At 43.8% G+C, this 18,528-nt stretch carries 19 protein-coding genes and 1 pseudogene; 5 read left to right on the plus strand and 15 right to left on the minus strand.

The genetic code is table 11. The features are described 5' to 3' along the window. Window positions 1-287 precede the first annotated feature (287 nt). Window positions 288-1,035 (minus strand): annotated as a pseudogene (locus tag CA598_RS22145) (TIGR00266 family protein). A gap of 574 nt (window positions 1,036-1,609) precedes the next feature. Here CA598_RS22145 and trhO point away from each other — a divergent pair. Next, window positions 1,610-2,506: an oxygen-dependent tRNA uridine(34) hydroxylase TrhO gene (trhO, locus tag CA598_RS22150; protein ID WP_094877918.1), complete on the plus strand. Its 897-nt coding sequence runs from the start codon at window positions 1,610-1,612 to the stop codon at window positions 2,504-2,506. Window positions 2,507-2,742: 236 nt separating this feature from the next. Here trhO and CA598_RS22155 read toward each other — a convergent pair whose 3' ends face one another. The 5 genes from CA598_RS22155 to CA598_RS22175 all read right to left on the minus strand — a co-directional run bounded on the left by CA598_RS22155 (window position 2,743) and on the right by CA598_RS22175 (window position 8,359). Then, window positions 2,743-3,414 carry a YitT family protein gene (locus tag CA598_RS22155; RefSeq protein ID WP_094872822.1) on the minus strand — a complete coding sequence of 224 codons (672 nt, stop codon included), beginning with the start codon at window positions 3,412-3,414 and terminating at the stop codon, window positions 2,743-2,745. Between the two features lie 317 nt (window positions 3,415-3,731). Next, on the minus strand, window positions 3,732-4,232 hold the full coding sequence (locus CA598_RS22160) for a Crp/Fnr family transcriptional regulator (protein ID WP_094872824.1): 501 nt from the start codon (window positions 4,230-4,232) through the stop codon (window positions 3,732-3,734). A 274-nt stretch (window positions 4,233-4,506) separates the two neighbouring features. Then, the gene (locus CA598_RS22165; protein ID WP_094872826.1) at window positions 4,507-6,435 is read right to left on the minus strand and encodes a PTS fructose transporter subunit IIABC; all 1,929 of its coding nucleotides are present in this window, start codon (window positions 6,433-6,435) and stop codon (window positions 4,507-4,509) included. Between the two features lie 38 nt (window positions 6,436-6,473). Beyond that, complete coding sequence (gene pfkB, locus CA598_RS22170) at window positions 6,474-7,385, minus strand: 1-phosphofructokinase (RefSeq protein ID WP_094877919.1); 912 nt, start codon at window positions 7,383-7,385, stop codon at window positions 6,474-6,476. A 146-nt stretch (window positions 7,386-7,531) separates the two neighbouring features. Further along, the gene (locus tag CA598_RS22175; protein ID WP_341109460.1) at window positions 7,532-8,359 is read right to left on the minus strand and encodes a DeoR/GlpR family DNA-binding transcription regulator; all 828 of its coding nucleotides are present in this window, start codon (window positions 8,357-8,359) and stop codon (window positions 7,532-7,534) included. Window positions 8,360-8,615: 256 nt separating this feature from the next. Here CA598_RS22175 and CA598_RS22180 point away from each other — a divergent pair, with 256 nt between their 5' ends. Continuing rightward, window positions 8,616-8,903 (plus strand): hypothetical protein, encoded by a 288-nt coding sequence (locus CA598_RS22180; protein ID WP_094872831.1) that lies wholly within the window; start codon window positions 8,616-8,618, stop codon window positions 8,901-8,903. 198 nt (window positions 8,904-9,101) lie between these two features. After that, window positions 9,102-10,211, plus strand: coding sequence for an AI-2E family transporter (locus CA598_RS22185; RefSeq protein WP_094872833.1), 1,110 nt, complete (start codon window positions 9,102-9,104; stop codon window positions 10,209-10,211). Between the two features lie 92 nt (window positions 10,212-10,303). On the opposite strand, the gene CA598_RS22190 is transcribed toward CA598_RS22185, so the two are convergent. From CA598_RS22190 to rnhA, 3 genes are read right to left on the minus strand one after another with little or no spacing between them, the layout of a single operon-like run. After that, entirely contained in the window at window positions 10,304-10,708 is a 405-nt protein-coding gene (locus CA598_RS22190) for a hypothetical protein (RefSeq protein ID WP_042190609.1), read from the minus strand. A gap of 31 nt (window positions 10,709-10,739) precedes the next feature. Beyond that, a complete protein-coding gene (gene ung, locus CA598_RS22195; protein WP_094872834.1) occupies window positions 10,740-11,408 on the minus strand; it encodes a uracil-DNA glycosylase in 669 nt (222 codons plus the stop codon). Between the two features lie 44 nt (window positions 11,409-11,452). Next, on the minus strand, window positions 11,453-12,115 hold the full coding sequence (gene rnhA / locus CA598_RS22200; RefSeq protein ID WP_094877920.1) for a ribonuclease H: 663 nt from the start codon (window positions 12,113-12,115) through the stop codon (window positions 11,453-11,455). Between the two features lie 309 nt (window positions 12,116-12,424). Here rnhA and CA598_RS22205 point away from each other — a divergent pair, with 309 nt between their 5' ends. Then, on the plus strand, window positions 12,425-12,997 hold the full coding sequence (locus CA598_RS22205) for a hypothetical protein (RefSeq protein WP_094872837.1): 573 nt from the start codon (window positions 12,425-12,427) through the stop codon (window positions 12,995-12,997). A gap of 87 nt (window positions 12,998-13,084) precedes the next feature. On the opposite strand, the gene CA598_RS22210 is transcribed toward CA598_RS22205, so the two are convergent. The 4 genes from CA598_RS22210 to CA598_RS22225 all read right to left on the minus strand — a co-directional run bounded on the left by CA598_RS22210 (window position 13,085) and on the right by CA598_RS22225 (window position 16,064). Continuing rightward, window positions 13,085-13,657 (minus strand): type 1 glutamine amidotransferase family protein, encoded by a 573-nt coding sequence (locus CA598_RS22210; protein WP_094877921.1) that lies wholly within the window; start codon window positions 13,655-13,657, stop codon window positions 13,085-13,087. Then, window positions 13,654-14,769: a DNA alkylation repair protein gene (locus CA598_RS22215; protein ID WP_094877922.1), complete on the minus strand. Its 1,116-nt coding sequence runs from the start codon at window positions 14,767-14,769 to the stop codon at window positions 13,654-13,656. Before CA598_RS22215 ends, CA598_RS22210 begins: the two co-directional genes overlap by 4 nt. A gap of 88 nt (window positions 14,770-14,857) precedes the next feature. Continuing rightward, a complete protein-coding gene (locus CA598_RS22220; RefSeq protein ID WP_094877923.1) occupies window positions 14,858-15,517 on the minus strand; it encodes a hypothetical protein in 660 nt (219 codons plus the stop codon). 16 nt (window positions 15,518-15,533) lie between these two features. Then, on the minus strand, window positions 15,534-16,064 hold the full coding sequence (locus CA598_RS22225; protein ID WP_094872844.1) for a hypothetical protein: 531 nt from the start codon (window positions 16,062-16,064) through the stop codon (window positions 15,534-15,536). Between the two features lie 188 nt (window positions 16,065-16,252). Here CA598_RS22225 and CA598_RS22230 point away from each other — a divergent pair, with 188 nt between their 5' ends. Continuing rightward, window positions 16,253-16,471: a hypothetical protein gene (locus CA598_RS22230; protein ID WP_094872846.1), complete on the plus strand. Its 219-nt coding sequence runs from the start codon at window positions 16,253-16,255 to the stop codon at window positions 16,469-16,471. Window positions 16,472-16,559: 88 nt separating this feature from the next. Here the strand turns inward: CA598_RS22230 and CA598_RS22235 are convergent, their stop codons facing one another. Further along, window positions 16,560-17,573, minus strand: a complete 1,014-nt coding sequence (locus CA598_RS22235; RefSeq protein WP_094877924.1) for a Gfo/Idh/MocA family protein — start codon at window positions 17,571-17,573, stop codon at window positions 16,560-16,562. Then, complete coding sequence (locus CA598_RS22240) at window positions 17,567-18,445, minus strand: sugar phosphate isomerase/epimerase family protein (protein WP_094877925.1); 879 nt, start codon at window positions 18,443-18,445, stop codon at window positions 17,567-17,569. Before CA598_RS22240 ends, CA598_RS22235 begins: the two co-directional genes overlap by 7 nt. Window positions 18,446-18,528 lie beyond the last annotated feature (83 nt).

An 18,528-nucleotide genomic window follows, 5' to 3' on the forward strand; every position in this document is an offset into this window, starting at 1 on the left:
GGGATTTATACCGTTCATTTGGCTGGATTCGCGCGATCCGTGCAAATCGAAAGCATTTTTGCCCTTCTTTCGCTCCATTTAGGCCATTTCCCAGAAATCTAGGGCATTTTTGCCCCTATTTCGCTCCATTTGGGCCATTTCACTCAAATCGAGAGCATTTTTGCCCTTCTTTCGCCCCATTTAGGCCATTTCCCAGAAATCGAGAGCATTTATGCCTCTCTTTCGCCTCAGCAAGGCCATTTCACTCAAATCCGGGGCATTTCTGCACTCTACTATCACTCACAACCTTATCTGCCATCCAGATTGCCCAGTCCACGAAGTACGCTGCCTTCTTCTTTGCGTCCGCTGTTACCGGCAGCAGACAAAATACGTTCAGCCATACGGCTGAACGGCAGTGACTGCACCCATACCTTGCCAGGTCCGCGCAGTGTGGCGAAGAACAGGCCCTCACCGCCGAATAGCGCGGTTTTGACACCATTTACAAACTCAATATTATAATCCACTGATGACGTCATAGCGACAAGACAGCCAGTGTCCAGCTTGAGCGTCTCTCCCGGTTCAAGTGTGCGTTCCATAACGTAGCCGCCAGAGTGTACGAATGCAAGACCGTCGCCTTCCAGCTTTTGCATAATAAAGCTCACCTCCAAAAAATCCAGTGCACAGCTTGCGCTGAAATTCAATACCGATCGAGACGCCCTTCGCCGCACAGAGGAATGAGTCCTTTTGACAGATCACTTTTCCGGCGTATTGCTGAAGATCAAGCGGGATGATTTCGCCTGGATATGGAGCAGCAAAGGTGACACTTTTTCGTCCATAAGAACCACTGTGTGTAAAGACGGTCATGAACAGGCTTTCCCCAGTCAGCAGACGCTTACCGGCACCCATCAGCTTACCCATCAGTCCGCTTCCGCGCGTCCCCCCACTACCATCACCAAAAATCGTCTCCATCGTAATTTCCTGATCCATCATCATGAAGCTTCCAGCTTCGGCAATTACACTCTCTCCGGGGTCAAGCTGCACCTCCACACACTGAATTTCCTAGCCCATAATGACAAAATCAATCTCGTGAGCACTCATCCCGCAGTCCCTCCTTATTATTAATGTCACCAAGTGACTCTTCGAATGAAAATTAATACACGCGTTGTGATTCACGGTTTCGCCAATCATAACAACCCATGTTATTCGCCTATATCCAGCAAAATGTAAACCAAAATTCTGGCTGACCTTAATCGTAGCATCCCCGAAAAATACAATTTACACCATCTGCCATCACCGCATAAATTGTTTCTTTAACAGGCATATAAAAGAGTGATCACACCAAAACGACTGCATCCAACATGATGAATACAGTACCTTCTTTGACTCCCACATCCACTGATCAGCAGCGACAAAATATCGTCTCCTCCACTCGCGCCGCCATTTCGCAGAATAGTCTCCATATGCATGATGATTCTGACATATTCATTGCGCTGTTTTTCTTATTAATATCCAAGTTTTAACCATTACTGAATCAAGAGTTTCTCTTGTCAATGCTTGATAATATGTTACAATACTTTTTATACTTAAACGTTTATTTAGTAGTCTAATTCTAATGATAAAGGTGAAAAGAATGAAACCACAATCGGAATATGCAATTCTGCTATACTATAAATTTGTAAAAGTGCCGGATGCAGAACAATTCGCTCAGGAGCATTTGGCTTACTGCAAAGAGCTTGACGTAAAGGGACGAATTCTCATCTCAGATGAAGGCATTAACGGGACACTGTCTGGAACGATTGCCCAAACCGAGCAATACATGAAGGATTTGCGCGCAAATCCGATGTTCAGCGATATCGTCTTCAAGATCGATGAGGCAGATGGTCATGCCTTCAAAAAGATCTTCGTTCGTTATAAAAAGGAACTCGTGACGTTCCGGGTCGAGGATGAACTGGACCCCAACGTGATCACCGGAGAGCATCTGGCGCCTAAAGATTTCTATGAAATGATGCAGCGAGATGATGTGGTAATTCTGGATGGCCGTACCGGCTATGAATTCGATCTGGGTCATTTCCGCGGTTCCATCCGCCCTGAAGTTGACAGCTTCAAAGAATTCCCGGACTGGATTCGTGAGAATATGAGCGAGCTAAAAGATAAACCAATCCTGACCTACTGTACAGGCGGAATCCGCTGCGAGAAATTAAGCGGGTTTATGATGAAAGAAGGCTTCCAGCAGGTGTACCAGCTGGATGGTGGGATTGTGACTTACGGTAAAGACCCTGAGGTACAGGGACAACTGTTCGATGGAAAATGTTATGTCTTCGATGAGCGGATCTCCGTACAGATTAATCATACCGATGATGATATCGTTGTTGGTCGTTGCCATCACTGCGGTCAGCCCGCTGACAAATTCATCAACTGCGCCAACGATGCTTGCCATCTACAGCATATTTGCTGTGAGGACTGTGAAAATGAGCATAGTGGACATTGCTCGGACGAATGCGAAGCTATCACGAATGCAGTGGGCTAAATAAGAGGGACAAGTGGTCGCAAATGTCTCTTCACGATTTAAAGACAAGCATAAGAGAGTCTTAAGTTAACAAAAAGGTGGCGCACAGGATTAATCCAATGCGCCACCTTTGTTATGAGCGAAACGTCCAAGCAACGCCCCTGAGATCACTTATTCAACAAAAAAAAGTCAACCAGAAATTCTGGCTGACCTTATATATAGTATATCCCCGAAATAAGCTGTTTATACAGTCTTATTCACATTACCGTACCATCATGCGGTTTACGCAGCGTAGACTGAATCTTTGGCGCCTTCACTAACTTTGGTTTACCTAAAGAGGTTGTAAAGGTGATCACATAACCTGCGACGACTACCGCCATCACCGTATACATCGTTTCTCTAACAGGCATATAAAAGAGTGATAATGCCAGAACGATTACATCCAACATGATGAATACTGTACCTACTTTAATTCCCTTCCATTCACTGATCAGCAGCGACAAAATATCATCTCCACCACTTGCGCCGCCGCTTCGCAGAATAATTCCCGCGCCTAAACCTGTCAGTACGCCAGATAAAAGGGCTGCTAATGCCAAGTTGCCCTGCAAGTTGATGACCAAACCGGAATAACGTTCCATGAGTCCGTAAAAGATTGTAAAAGCTCCTACAGAAACAAAGGTGTTGCATACGAACGTTTTCCCTTTGAACATCCATGCAATCAAGAGTACTGGAACGTCTAGAAGCAGAGTTGAAATTGAAGGTGATATTCCTAATACGTATTTGCCGAGAAGCGATAATCCTACGAATCCGCCCTCAGACAAATGGTTCTGAAAATTGATGTGATAATAAGCAAATGCAAGCAAAAATGTTCCAAACAAAATGACTGTCAACCGGAGCAGTACATTCACTCCGTAATTGTGGTTCCTCATACAGGTCTCCCCTTATCGTATATGGCGGCTAAACGTCCCACCAACCTCTACGACGGGTAAAACCGGAGGTATTGCTCCTTCGCATATATATACTCCTTCCCCTCGCAGAGGCGGTTCGTCGAGTAACAACGGTTCACGCACCTTCTACAGGGAAGCTAAGTATAAGACAGATCATAACGTTTCCAAATCGTCCTTTGGGGAATCGTCCTTCGGGGACACATGGTATCCTGATCCTTTCTGTAATTTAATAAGTTCTGAATACATTATACCACGGAGATCCACTACTCTAAACACTTCACTATAAAAATAGGCAGGAATCACTCCACGGTACGCAACAAACGATTGACTGTTTCGCGTCTCACACCGATCAATTGTCCAATTTCCTCCTGTGTCAAAAGCTCTGTTAGTGCTGCGCCATGAGAGTAGTCATTGAACCAGCGGGTTAACAGTTCCATACGTTCTGCGGGTGTTCCAACCGTAAGGTGATCTAGCCGAGTCTGCATAAAACGCACCTTCTCTTGAAGCAACATAGCGATTTCCATCGCTCGACCTGGCTCATCCCGTACCTGTTGATACCATTCCGCTGAAGGAACTGCCTCCACCTCGCTCTTCATCATCGCAACCGCTGTTCCATGCGCCTCCTTTGGCGAAATGAGTGAATGATGGGGAACCATCTCACCAGGATACAAGATGTTGAACAACACCATGTTCCCATTTTCATGAAGCCTTGTTACCTTGAACAGCCCACTTTTCACCTTATATAAGAATTCGCAGCTGTCCCCTTGACGGAACAAGACTTCCCCCTTGTGCAGTATCATCTCGCTCGCTCCTTTGCCCTCTTGTTATATATATATTTTCAATTATACAAAAATAAACCTCAATGAAGGAGATTATTCTCGCAAGGGCTGGGGGCATACGTGGTCAACGTTTAGGTAAGAAGAATCGCCTTCGGCTTCTTCTTAGGGACGATGATCGTTTCTGCAAAAATAGAAGAATAGTTTTTAGCGTATGCATAAAAATTCTTATATTTCAAAAAACTGCCGAGTACCAGAAGAAGCGTCTGGCACCCAGCAGTTCAAATTATTTATTTTATTACTTTGCCTCAAGAGGTTTCTTCCATAATCCGAGCATTAATCCGGAAATAACAGATCCGATCAGAACGGCCAGTAGGAACAACAACGCATGACTCGAAAGCGCGGCTACAAAGATCCCACCATGCGGTGCTGGAACGTTGATATTCCAAAACTGAGTGAGACCACCAGCTACGGCTGAACCTAAGATACAAGAAGTCAGAACACGCAGTGGATCGGCAGCGGCGAATGGAATCGCCCCTTCTGTAATGAACGATAAGCCCAATACATAGTTTGTTAACCCTGATTTACGTTCTGATTCTGTAAATTTATTCTTGAAGAAGGTAGTAGCAAGGGCTATTGCAAGTGGAGGAACCATACCGCCTGCCATTACAGCCGCCATCATAAATCCGTTAGTATTTCCACTGGTAGTGAATACCCCGATGGCAAAAGTGTAAGCCGCTTTATTGAAAGGACCTCCCATATCAATAGCCATCATTCCACCAAGAACCAGACCCAGAATTACTGCATTAACCGTTCCAAGATCGTTAAGCCAATTAATGAGCCCTACGTTCATCCAGCTAAAGATCGGATCGAACAGGTAATACATCAATCCACCGGTAATTAATAGACCAAATACCGGATATAACAGAATCGGCTTTAATCCGTCGAGCGTTTTTGGCAGACCCGCAAACACTTTGCGCAGACCGATAACAACGTAACCAGCCAAGAAACCTGCAGCCAGACCGCCGAGGAATCCAGCATTGGAATTCAAGGCCATATAACCGCCAACCATACCTGGCATCAGAGCTGGACGGTCACCGATACTAATCGCAATAAATCCAGCAAGAACCGGAATTAGGAAATGGAAGGCACCATCACCGCCACCAATCGTCTGCAGCAGCTGGAATAGAGGGTGATTCTCTCCACCAACTTGTTCAATCAGGAAGGAGATCGCCAGCAGAATACCACCGCCGACTACAAACGGCAGCATGTGGGAGATACCATTCATCAAGTCCTTGTATATTTTACTGCCGATACTGCCTGATTTCTCTTTGGACTCTCCTTCATTACCACTACGACCTTCATTATGGTAAATCGGTGCATCGCCGTTCATTGCTTTGCGAATGAGCTCTTCCGATTTGCGAATACCGTCACTAACCGGTCTTTGCAGTACTGGCTTGCCATCAAAACGAGCCATTTCCACTTGTTTATCTGCTGCCACAATTACACCACTTGCACGCCGAATCTCATCGGGTGTTAAGATGTTTTTGGCACCTTCTGAACCATTTGTCTCTACACGGATATTAACTCCCATTTCCAGAGCCTTCTTCTTGAGCGCATCTTCAGCCATAAAGGTATGCGCAATTCCAGTAGGACAAGCAGTAACAGCTACGACGAATGCTTGGGAATCTGGGTTGCCGACGATTAGCTTTTCAGGTTCTGACTTCTTGGCAGCTTCAGCAGCTTCGCTCTCTTTCTCCTTGGCTTCCCCTTCGGCCTGCTTCGCATCGAACAAGGCGGATACCTCATCTGGAGTTCGGGTATTCATCAGCTGTTCAATGAACTCACTATCGATCAACAGTCTGGACAGCGAGGCCAATGTACGAAGATGCATGTTGCCCGCTCCTTCTGGGGCGGCAATCATAAAGAAGATCCGAGCCGGTTCATCATCAAGTGATTCGAATTCCACGCCCGTCGCACTTTTGGCAAACACAACTGTCGCTTCATTCACCGCTTTAGTCTTGGCATGTGGCATTGCGATACCGCCACCAATCCCAGTACTGGACTGCTCTTCACGCTTCAGGATCATCTCTTTAAATAGAACAGGATCATTGATACGACCACTTGCGGCAAGACTGGCAATCAATTCATCAATTGCTCCTTCTTTAGTGGTTGCTTTTAAATCCATAATCATTGTTTCTTTTATCATCAAATCCGTAATTCTCATTTCTTCCAACTCCCTTGAGTACTTTGAATGCTGTTAGCTTACACTTCTGAGATGTTGATCAGCGGTCTCAGTTGCTCAATGAATTCTCTATCTGCCAGGTCATCAGAGAAAGCTGTTGCGCTGCCTGAGGCAACACCTGCACGGAAAGCTTCCATTAAATCTCCAGTCAAAGAAAATGTGCCAACGAATCCAGCGATCATAGAATCGCCTGCGCCTACAGAATTTTTTACTGCTCCTTTTGGAGCATTGGCGTGGTATACCCCCTGTTCCGTAATGAACAAGGCACCTTCACTAGCCATTGAAACTAACACATGCTTCGCGCCAGCTTCGAGCAGCTTACGACCATAAGTAATAATTTCTTCCTTATTCTCTATCGTAACGCCGAATAGCTCTGCAAGCTCATGATGATTAGGCTTAACGAGCAACGGCTGATGAGGAAGTGCCTTTTTCAGCGCTGAACCTGTAGTATCAATGACAAATTCGGCCTCTCTTTGCTTGCATACAGATATCAACCTGTCATAGAAATCAGCACCCAGTGAAGGAGGAACACTTCCGGACAATATCACAACATCGCCTGCATTCAGAACAGCCATCTTCTGTAATAATGCCTCTGCCTCCGTATCTCGGATGACAGGCCCTGCACCATTAATCTCCGTTTCCTCTCCATGCTTAAGCTTGATATTAATTCGGGTATCATCAGAAACAAATACAAAATCACTTGAAATCGACTCTTTCCGCAACCATTCCTCAATATATCGTCCAGTGAATCCACCAAGGAAGCCTATAGCTTTATTCTGAACCTCAAGCTGATTTAACACGCGTGATACGTTGATCCCTTTACCTCCAGGAAGCTTCAAATCACGTTTCATCCGGTTCAAGCCACCTAGTCTCAAATCTTCAACTTCCACGATGTAATCGATGGAAGGATTAAGCGTTACTGTATAGATCATAATTATCCCTCAATTATTTTGGTTTTCTAAGCCATAGATTACCGGCTAAACATGCGGCAAATGTAATTTCTCCAAACGATCTTACAATGATTCCATACCACTCAAATTAAAACATTTTCTAACCGTAGAACAGCCTCCACCTAGGGTCATACCAGCGAGAAATCCACACCCATTTGCGTAATCTCACGGATGAACTTGTCAGATGCACCAGAATCAATAATGCAGTGATCCATTTCCGTCACGTCGGCAACCTTACAGAAGGATACTTGACCGAGCTTGCTATGATCAGCCAGAAGAATTACTTGCTTTGCAACCGAGATCATCTTACGCTTGGTCGCTGCTTCAAGCATATTAGGTGTAGTGATTCCTTCTCTTAAGTCTAATCCGTTGGTTGCAAGAAATGTTTTATCCACTCTTACCATCTCTAAAGAGCGCTCAGTCATCGGTCCTACAAAAGCCAATGTATCCGGTCGCAACATTCCGCCTGTAATTGAGACTTCTATATTGCGACAATCCCGCAGTTCATTAAGCGCCATAATTGAATTGGTAATGACTTTTATATTAGAAAAAGCCCTTAGCTCTTTAGCAATCTGTAGCGTTGTGGTTCCAGCATCCAGCAGAATAGCATCGCCTTCCTGAATCATCTCTACAGCCTTGCGTGCTATCCTCTGCTTCTCATCCAACAATCGATCTTCCTTATCTGGATAAGCCGCCTCAAAGTTAACGCTCTGCAGGGATACTGCCCCCCCGTGCGTTCGTTTCAGCAACTTGGCTTCTTCAAGCTCTTTCAGGTCACGGCGCACAGTAGACTCCGATACGCCCAGTTCCTGACTTAGCTCCTGTACCGAAGCTCTTGAATTCTTTTCCACAAATAGCACGATTCTTTGTTTTCTTTCTTCCTCAAACAACATCGTGGTTCGCTCCTTTTTATTTACAGTGCTGTCCCATTTATTAAATGCGCTTATCTTTGGAATTTCATGACCATTATTTGATTATATATGACTGTTATTGATCATTTGTGCTCGTTTATGATTTTAACAGCGTTTTCATCATCTGTAAAGCGCTTTAACATTAAAAATGATGCTTCGGGAAAATGTAATAAATGGAATGATTTCATCCTACGTCCAAGGTGAAACAGGCCCATTAGAAAATTACATACCAATTGCCTATCTCATCACTGGAGTTTAAAACATATTAATACTACATATAGGAAAAAGCGGGTGATCAGAAATGGCCAACGGAAGAAACAACAAAAAAATGGGCGGTAACAGCAACACTAAGCGTAACGGAAATAGTAGTGGAAATAACAACGGGAACGGCACCAGTGAGGAAAATGCAGAATTAAGCGCTGAAGATTATGAAATCATTGCTGCCGCACTGGCCACTTTAGGGGAATTTTTTGCTTTTTTATCTCTCGTCAAGGCGAGACAAGTTACGAAGGAAACCGGAGGCGAAATTGAAGTGCCAGAAATATTCACCCTATCCACAAAGAAACCTTCTAGACGGAAGTTAAGATAATCTACGAAGCCCCCAAGAATCGAAATGATGATGTTATGGTTATGAGTTGTGACCTCTTACTTGGCGTAGCCTTAGCCATATGAACACCCTCCACGGATATGCCAAGAACTACCTAAAGGGGAGTAAACCACATTTTTGAATCAATACATGTGAATTAGGGTTATTAAACTACATAGATTATTATTTTAAACTTGGGGGATGTTCCTATTGCAACAACAGAAATATTTTCGGACAAGTCTTGCTATTATCGCTTTTTTACTTATTTTGTACTTGGGCTCCAAAGTAATGTTTCTATTCGCACCACTGGCTGCCATTATCAGATTATTACTCGTTCCTATGGTACTATCAGGTTTCATGTACTACTTGTTACGACCTTTAGTAAGGCTTCTTGAGAAAAGAAAATTAAACAGGGCCTTCTCCATCCTGCTCATTTATTTCCTGTTTGCCGGATTGTTTATCCTCTTCTGGATTTTAGTCTGGCCGACGCTGCAAGAACAAATTCAGAACTTTATTGATAACACTCCTTATCTCGTTGAGGGACTACAGGATCAGTTCAATGCATTAAAGGATAATCCGACATTGTCACGTTTTTTCCAAGGGGACTCCGACATAGCTGCCCGTATATCAGAATATCTTAGCGAGGCTATTACTTGGGTGACCAATTCGATGTCTAATTTGATCGGCGTAGTTTCCAGCATTGTTATTCTAATCGCTACCTTGCCCATCATTCTGTATTACATGCTAAAAGATGACTATAAGCTATCACCAAAACTTCAAGGCTTAATCCCTAGAAAATACCGCAAGGAAGGTAAAGAGATGTTCGGGGATATCGACAGCGCACTGAGCAGTTTCATTGTCACACGCGTGGTGCTAAACGTCGTACTCGGTATTATGTTGTATATCGGTTTCCTTATCATAGGTCTCCCTTATTCGCTATTGCTGGCAATCATTTCAATACCGCTCAATTTCATTCCTTATGTGGGTTCTTTCCTTGCGGGAGTCCCCGTAGTTATTGTTGGATTCATTGAATCACCCACGATGGCCATATGGTCGCTGGTCGTCATATTCATTGCACAGCAAATCCAAGATAATGTACTCTCACCGATCATTTACGGCAAATCATTAGATGTGCATCCACTGACTACGGTCCTTCTTGTTCTTATAGGTGGGGATTTTTACGGTATTATTGGTGTGCTTATTGCGCTGCCCGTTTATATGATTGCCAAAATAATTTTTTTACGAGTGTATGAGATTATTGTTGCAGATCGAGAGGAAGAGGCTGAGCCTCTCAAGCATGAGAATCTATAGCACTTACGACGGAATGAAGTTCCATTAATAAAAAAAGGTACGTCTCCGATTAGAGATGTACCTTTTTGTGCTTCTTTATAGGATTACTGAAATTAACCTCGTAAGGAACGAACTACAAATATGTGATTGCCTTTCATAAGGTTCTGTCCATCTTGAAGTGTAACTGAACCTTTGGTATGCGAAATGATGGTCGTATTCAGAGCAATCAGCCGATCTTCTTTCCAGACACTTACAGCCGATTTAAAATATACTGCATTATCAAATTGCTGCCGTTCCCTCATCACATAACCCACAGAATGCAAGACTGGAGGCAGTGCTCTTTCTCTAGGAGCCAAAGCTTTGATGACCACAATATCCCGAAATGGCACAGCAATTTCCTGATGACCGATGACCGCTACAGAAGCGGAAAGATCCCATTTGCGCAGAATGCCTTTCATGATCGTGTAAGGTTCGTCGCCGCAGTACATGATAACCGGTTTACCAACCCAATGCTTCATAGCTCCCTCCCCCTTCCCAACATCCCATTAGCTATAAGTCCGAAATGAACCAATCGATCCCTTTCATTCCCTTCGACTCCAAAAACTGATTAACCTTCGAAAAAGGTCGACTACCGAAAAATCCACGATACGACGAAAGCGGGCTCGGGTGTGGAGATTGAATCACCTCATGACGACTTTGGTCTATGAAGGCGCCTTTTTTTTGCGAATGACTTCCCCATAAAATAAAAACCATCGGCGTAGTTCTTTCATTTAACTTCTTCATTATGGTGTCTGTGAATGTCTCCCAGCCTAGACCTTTATGAGAATTCGGCTCTCCCTCACGTACCGTTAGTACCGAGTTGAGCATAAGCACTCCCTGTTCTGCCCATCCCATTAAAGAACCATGATTTGGAATCGGAACACCGATATCCTCATTTAGCTCCGTATAAATATTACGCAGGGAAGGGGGTATACGCACCCCCGGATTTACTGAGAAGCTTAAACCGTGAGCTTGTCCCGCTCCATGGTAAGGATCCTGTCCCAGAATAACGACCCGTGTCGCGCTATAAGGCGTAAGCTTTAACGCCGTAAACAATAATTCTTTTGGCGGATAGACTGTGTGTTCCTTATATTCACTATCTAGCTTAGCCATTAGCTCCAGAAAATAGGGCTTTTGCATTTCATTCTGTAATACCTCATCCCAATCGTTTCCAAACATCCCCAATTCTCCTCCTCTAGCCGAAACCCAGAGCCTTACTGCAACTATTTCCGACCATAATCTGCTTTGATTTCGCCCCACTCTTTGGTCTGCCACTTTAGCACTTTATTGTCATATGTATTGGCTTGCAACCAACGTTCTGCCCGATCAATAAGCACCCATATTTCCTCTGTTGAAGCATCGCGTGGCAAGGTTGTAGCCACCTTCTTCTGCTTTACCCATTTCATTGCATTCACAGAGTCACTGTAGACCGTTCTATTACTTCCCTCTTTCTTCAGGAGCGCCAAGGCATGCACAATCGCTAAAAATTCACCTAAATTATTAGTGCCCTTTTTAATCGGCCCACAAGAGAAAATAATATCTCCAGTTTGTGTATCCACGCCTTTGTATTCGACAGGACCCGGATTGCCACGCGTACCTACATCCACAGAAATACTGTCGTAATCGATTTCCGCTGAAGTCTCCACTGTAGCGCTTCGTTTAAAAGAATTTGTCCCCTTAGATTTAGCCGCACTGGTTGCCGATGCCCCAGTTCCCCAATTGCCTTTCCAACCTGCTTTGTAAGCCGCATCTGCTGCCGCTTTAGATTCATAAGATTTATATTTAGCTCCGGTATAATGATCCGTCTGCGCCTGACATTCTGCCCAAGTGCTATAGACTCCCGGTTGCTTGCCTTCCCATACTACATAATATTTCTGTTTAGCCATTGGTATAGCTCCTTTTCCGCCTTAACTTATTGTAATCTAAAATGCTTCTTCACCAAAAGCAGAATGTTATTTTTCGTGAATTTCTTCGAATAATTCATATTTTCCAGGTCATACTATACGCCAGAGATGTCCAGGCCTATATTACCATTTGTAGAATGATCGGTAAATATTATTGTGTCCACAAGCAGAAATACCTTCAGCGTCCCTCAAGGACGGTAAGCGTTTGTGCTTACACCACATTAATACTAACTAATCAGTCTATATTAAGCTCGTAGGATATCAGTACAATTACTCAGGGAGGTTATACAGATGAGAAAGATAGCAAGCGTAGCCGCAGTATTTGCAATTGTGCTGTTGGTCGGATGCGGAAACTCAACCAATAACAATGCCAACGTTACCCCTACCGCCACTACTACACCTGGTAACACCAATAACGCTGGCAACACTAATAACACCACTGATGCTGTAACCTCAGCGTCGGTAGTAGATAATGAAGAGGCCTTTAAAAAGGCTATCAGTGCGGACGGTACTTGGATTGCTGCTACGCTGAAAGACTTAACCTTCACCGAGGATCTCGTGCTGGACGGACAATTCACGAATAAAGATGAACCTGCTCGAAAAATCGCTCTCTACACACAAGATGCAGATCACAATATCACTAACTCTTATAAACTAACAGCACCAAAACTTACGATCAAAAGTAAAAATGCCCGTATTCAAGGCGGCACATTTATTGGTGATGTGTACGTAGAAGCGGAAGGCTTCAGCTTAGTAAATGCAACGGTTGAAGGGAATGTTTACTTCACAGATGCTAAGTATCAATCCACCTTCGACACCTCGGATCAAGGAAAAGTTACGGGTGTTACAGAAGTGAAACAATAAGGTTGTCGCTCAAGCGGAAGCAGCTACACCTCTTATATTTCAAAAAAATGCTCTCCAGTTCTATCAGACTGGAGAGCATTTTTTTTATTATTCCTGATAAAATCCATTTTTAAAAAAGTGATACCATCCATCAACTTTTTCTAATGGCATTACCTTTAACTTCTTCAAGATTTCCCTTGTAAATTCCAATGCCGCCGTACCATTTGCAGTAATGATATCGTCACTGGAAACGGTCTGTTTTTCTAAAAAATTTGCCTGTCCTTTATAATTAGGAGCGAACTCTTTTAAGTAATCTAATGAATTTCCAGTGTGAGGAATGTTATCTAAATATCCATGTTCTGCCAAAAAGGTTGATGCATCGCATATAGCAGCTATAGGAGTTCTATTCTGTATACAACTTTCAATCACTGGAGTAATCGCTGAATTATCTTTCCAGCCCGTACCCCCAATTAAAATTAACATTTCAAACTGGGAGGGGATATTGTCTAGATGATAATCTGGAATAACAGTAAATCCGCCCATAGATTGTACATTGTCGCTATTTAAAGAAACTGTCTTCACTTTGTATTCACTTTCTGGCTTGTTTAGTTCGGCACTTATATAGCCAGCTTCCCAATCCGCATATCCATTAGAAATAAAAATCAATACTTCTTTTTTCATTTACTGCCCCCCTCAAGTTTCAACAACGTATCTGCAACTTCCCGCCCGTTAACCAACAATACAATCCGATGTTCCCCGGGATAATGACGACGAGTGGTTAAATTCGCCCAACGATGCGTCCGTTTACCTGACAGAATTGTACCCCCAGGTACTGTTTTATCCGAAAGTAAGAAAGATTTACGAGAGGTTCGACCTGTAGCCTTCACGAAATAGATGCCATATTCTATTCGAACACGGGCAGGAGTTCCTTCACAAACTTGAAGTTTGTATTGTAATTCAGAGTCTTCTCCAATTCGCAATAGGGTAGGATCAATCGTGATAGAAGCACTCGTTATTAGGGGTGTTGCTTCATCTGTTTGCTCTGCATAACCGAATAAAGCCATAATCTCCGGATTCGCTTTACGGATTAAAGAACGACAACCATGCCGCACAATCCAGTCCGTGAGGGCATTTGTCCCTATCCAGCGTCGAGCGGTTTCAAGCACCACCTCGGGGTGATCCTTCGCAATGTCGTTCAAATTGTTGGCTACGCTCTTGCGCACATATAGGGAAGAATCCGCCTTAAGCTGCTCAAGTACAGGCAGCACCGGGGCTGGATCAAGCTTAAACATCGGGAGCGCCTGTCCCCATGGCAGACGAGGGCGACAACCCTCACTTGCTAACCGGCGCACATGCTCATCGGGATGTTTGGACCATACTAGCATTTGCGCCATCATCCGCTCCGGTTCACGCAAGAGAAAGGGTCTAACTGCAAACTCTGCTGACGACTTTGGTGTGAACCTTTCCAGCGCCTGCATAGATAGCTCCCAATGCTCAGCCCCTTGACCAAATACCTCTACAAAATCCGGAAAGATCAAGTATGGAAATCCCACACAATCCTCAGTAATAGCTGTCAAAATCGCCAGCGCATCCTCATAAGGAAGCTGTAAATGATTTCCCAATGTCTCTGTAATCCGCCGCATCCTTGCCTTCAGTTCGAGTGATTCCCAAGGTTCCGTCATAGCCGACATCACAAACGCATCTGTGTCAAATACACTATGTACACTGCGAATCTTTTCGCCGAAATAATGCAGAAATTGTTCATTGTACATCGCTTTTAAAGGTTCAGCCATGGTGTATCCCTCTTTTTCTTCTATAGATCATCAGATTTAATCTGTAATGGAATCGTAGCACACCCAATTTGACAACAGTATGTCAACTTCAGCCGCTCCCTAAATTAAGAATATCAACCTGCCTTGTCTTGAGATTAATAATGCGACTTCTCGTATCATTGCTCGAAATATAAATAGGTTCTCCGGTAGCGTCAATCCAATAAGAGATGGGAATCGAGATGCCACAATTTCGGTAAGATCCGTCCGCATGGCTTGTCCCCATAATCATCGTGTTATATTTCACGGCAATTCTAGTGGCTTCCTCGATCCATAATGCAAACTGTTCTTCACTGAACATGCCTACCCCAATCGGATGCGCGATGAAATCCAACGACTCTGCTTGCCCCTCCAAACCAACGTATCCTTGCAGCAGTTCCACACATAGCAAATAACCAAACCTGAGACCATCCGTTTCCACTATAGACGGGTGATACAGCTGTTTATCCATCGGAGATTTGGCTCGTTCCAAAATGATGTCCCCGGAAGGATGAATGATTAGCGCTCTATCCTTATTATTACTGTTCCTATATCCTGTAATAATCAGCTTGTTATACGTTTTGGCTAGTTCACATAAGGTCCTCACACTGGCTTCATCTGCAACATAACCTTCCGGATACAACACCGCGTCAAAAGAATCCGGTTCTTTTAGTTCCTTCAAAAGCTGCTCCAAATGGGGCTCATGATTGGGTTGAGCTACAAGTAATCTCATATTTCCCCTCCAACGGTTAATTAATTAGCACCTTCACCTGTTCTAAGCTTTGCTCTGCACGACTGTTCAAAGCTCTCTTATCTTTAAGGCCAAGCTCCTTAAGCTCATGTCCAGGGTCAATGACCATCGGCTGTGAAATTACATTTTCGAGGATTTGCACAGCAACTTTACAGGCCCCAAATAACAGCTCCTTTGAGATCACTTGTTTATGGGAGCCAATAATTCCAACCAGTTTCTCTGTGTAGATCAATCTAACCAGGCTATCCGCACTCATCATATTCCTCGAGGCAAAAGAAGATACCCTCTCCACAATCCAGCTGTCTTGATAGTTTCTCGATAAAGCGTCTAGTGCATTAATTGCATCCCAATCTCGGATCGACAACTGCCCGGCGTACGCCAAGGCCATTTCATTGAGCCATTCTATCTCTTGTTCTCTAGGAATTTCAAAACTCTTATATTCCTTAAGGAAACCTGCCTTATGCATATCCAAAAAATGACCCAGAAATTGTGTGTATAACTCCTTGGCTCTTTGTAGCTGTTCTGTCATTTGGCGATCATCCTTTCACTACATAAATCATATCCGTCCGCAGGTTTCTTTTCAAACCAGACCAAATTTCGCATATTTTTGACCCAAATCAAGTAATTCCTCCTCAAAATCATCCGCAAATCGTGGTAAAATAGTTCCTTAGGATTATTTATATTCATAATGTTGAAGATATCACCGGAGGGAATACCATGCCACATACACTTAATAAAAACATTGATTTTTTTATAGCCGCTTTATCCCAAACTTATATCACTGCCCTGCAGCTTGATCCTGATGGTATGTATTCTGAGGTAGCCTCAGGAATTGTTGAACAGTTCTCCGATAAACAAGTACGGCTAAGAAGATATGACGGCTCTGTATCACACTATGCTAGGGACAATACAAAATTCCAGCGCAATAAAGGTTAGGCGAGAATGCATGCCAAAAAGACGTGACTGGAGAAATCATCTACAATGATCTTTCCTTCAGTCACGCCTATGCTTACTCTATATCCTGCTAGTTAAGTATAATCCATTCCCCTTCGGCATTCGCTGACTGTACTTCCGCCTCTATGATTTCCAAAGATTCGGCTGCACTTTCCGGCGTACAAATGACAATAGGCTTATCTTGAATAATCGCATTCAGGAAATAGACCAGCTCTCTATAGTAACCCGCATCCGGCGAAAGCTCCACCATAAAGCCTGCTCCATTATTAGGATTCACCTTGACTTCACTACCATCAAATACAACATTTCCTCGCTCGAAGTTAACCCTGTACCCCATGTAGAAACCAAAGTCGCCCTCCAGCGTCCAGTCCACCTGAGCATTGATCACCTTTGCGTCCTTATAAAAATAGTGTGTAGAAGCTATGTCATAGCCACTTCCCGGCAGAACGTTCCGTCCTAAGGTCGATACTTTATCCGGTCTGCCGAACAGATAGTTAATCATATCCGTATCGTGAATATGCATATCCACAATGCATCCACCGCTTAGCTTCTCATCCAGAAACCAATCTTTAGGAGCCCCTGAACCACGGTAGAAATACCCTTCCGTCACTTTACCAAATTGCTCAGTTTCCACAACTTCTTTCAAATACTCATACCCTGGCCAAAAACGAAGGCACTGTCCGATCATCAATTTCTTTCCACTGCGCTCCGCTGCTTCTACCATTTTCTGCGCTTCTACTGAAGTTCTAGCCATCGGCTTCTCACAAAAGACATGATATCCTCGTTCCAGCAGCGAACAAGCCATTTCAGCATGCAGGTAAGTAGGAACTGCAATATCGATCATATCCAGTTCCTCATTCGCTATCATTTTCTCCAGATCATCATAGAGACTGTAAGCTGTTAAATCATACACTTCCCGAGCGGTACTCATATTGCCGTCCGCCTTACCATCTTTTAATTCCTCAATTCGCAAATCACAGATAGCTTTCAGGGCGATGGGATGTCCCTCTTCCGTTAAGCGAACATAATTATCAAAATGCATCCGGCCCATAAATCCAAAACCAATCAAACCTATTCTTAACATAGTGAAGCCTCCCCCGCTAAAGCTTTGAAAGTGGTACGTCCGAGAATGGCATCCATAGCTGCAGAAGTATTGAAAATAATTTGCTCCGTATAATGTGTGTATGACGGTATCATTTCACCGGTAACATAATTGTTGTATCCAATATCTTCAAGCGCTTTCATAACTGCTGGATAATCCACATCCCCGGCGAGCAGATCAACAAATCCGTGAAGCCCACCAGCCGTCCGACGGTAATCCTTGAAATGCACCTTCTTGATTCTATGGCCTAGAATCCGTATCCATTGCTCTGGATAACCGGAATGCACGATATTCCCAACATCAAGATAGGAACCTACATAACTGGAACCGACCGTATCAATAAAAGTACGTAATTCAAGCGGAGACAGCAAGAATTTATTCCACACATTTTCGAGACCAATAGAAACGCCCGCTTGCTCAGCATCCTTGGCTAAATGACTAATCGCTTCCAGTGCTCTATCATAAGCTTTTTCATAATCAACAACCTCACAGCCCTCGATGAAATCCACACCAACAGCGCCAGGGATGACAAGAATCGTATCTACACCAAGCGCAGCCGCCAGCTCCAGTTGCTTTTTGCATACGTCGATTGCCTTGGTTCGATTCGCTTCAGATTCACTAGTCATCGCATAAGACCAATATAGCCCTGTTGCCAATCCTGCGATCTCTAGACCTGTTTCATGAATGGAATCACGAAGAATACGCGCCTCCTTCTCAGTGGTTTGCAGACCAAGCTCACCTGACTCGTTCAAGGACAGCTCGATCCCTTCAAATCCAGCAGCTTTGGCTAGACGTACACATTCTTTAATTTCTGTTCCTTCGCGAAACGACCAGATGTTTATTCCCTTTTTCATTTGAGCCCTCCTCAAATTTGTTGTTTTCCGTTTTTGACTCCCTAGACTTAGATGTACTTCTATCCTTTATTTATTTATATTAT

Origin of the sequence: Paenibacillus sp. VTT E-133291, from assembly GCF_002264395.1 — a bacterium.
Taxonomy (GTDB): domain Bacteria; phylum Bacillota; class Bacilli; order Paenibacillales; family Paenibacillaceae; genus Paenibacillus_AQ; species Paenibacillus_AQ nitricinens.

Coding starts and splice junctions, on each gene's coding strand:
- pfkB (WP_094877919.1), bottom strand. CDS start 7,385: ATGATCTATACAGTAACGCTTAATCCTTCCATCGATTACATCGTGGAA.
- rnhA (WP_094877920.1), bottom strand. CDS start 12,115: ATGGCTAAACAGAAATATTATGTAGTATGGGAAGGCAAGCAACCGGGA.
- CA598_RS22185 (WP_094872833.1), top strand. CDS start 9,102: ATGTTCCTATTGCAACAACAGAAATATTTTCGGACAAGTCTTGCTATT.
- CA598_RS22165 (WP_094872826.1), bottom strand. CDS start 6,435: ATGAGAATTACGGATTTGATGATAAAAGAAACAATGATTATGGATTTA.
- CA598_RS22215 (WP_094877922.1), bottom strand. CDS start 14,769: ATGGCTGAACCTTTAAAAGCGATGTACAATGAACAATTTCTGCATTAT.
- CA598_RS22155 (WP_094872822.1), bottom strand. CDS start 3,414: ATGAGGAACCACAATTACGGAGTGAATGTACTGCTCCGGTTGACAGTC.
- CA598_RS22225 (WP_094872844.1), bottom strand. CDS start 16,064: ATGACAGAACAGCTACAAAGAGCCAAGGAGTTATACACACAATTTCTG.
- CA598_RS22190 (WP_042190609.1), bottom strand. CDS start 10,708: ATGAAGCATTGGGTTGGTAAACCGGTTATCATGTACTGCGGCGACGAA.
- CA598_RS22235 (WP_094877924.1), bottom strand. CDS start 17,573: ATGTTAAGAATAGGTTTGATTGGTTTTGGATTTATGGGCCGGATGCAT.
- CA598_RS22240 (WP_094877925.1), bottom strand. CDS start 18,445: ATGAAAAAGGGAATAAACATCTGGTCGTTTCGCGAAGGAACAGAAATT.
- CA598_RS22205 (WP_094872837.1), top strand. CDS start 12,425: ATGAGAAAGATAGCAAGCGTAGCCGCAGTATTTGCAATTGTGCTGTTG.
- CA598_RS22230 (WP_094872846.1), top strand. CDS start 16,253: ATGCCACATACACTTAATAAAAACATTGATTTTTTTATAGCCGCTTTA.
- CA598_RS22220 (WP_094877923.1), bottom strand. CDS start 15,517: ATGAGATTACTTGTAGCTCAACCCAATCATGAGCCCCATTTGGAGCAG.
- CA598_RS22180 (WP_094872831.1), top strand. CDS start 8,616: ATGGCCAACGGAAGAAACAACAAAAAAATGGGCGGTAACAGCAACACT.
- trhO (WP_094877918.1), top strand. CDS start 1,610: ATGAAACCACAATCGGAATATGCAATTCTGCTATACTATAAATTTGTA.
- CA598_RS22160 (WP_094872824.1), bottom strand. CDS start 4,232: ATGATACTGCACAAGGGGGAAGTCTTGTTCCGTCAAGGGGACAGCTGC.
- ung (WP_094872834.1), bottom strand. CDS start 11,408: ATGTTTGGAAACGATTGGGATGAGGTATTACAGAATGAAATGCAAAAG.
- CA598_RS22210 (WP_094877921.1), bottom strand. CDS start 13,657: ATGAAAAAAGAAGTATTGATTTTTATTTCTAATGGATATGCGGATTGG.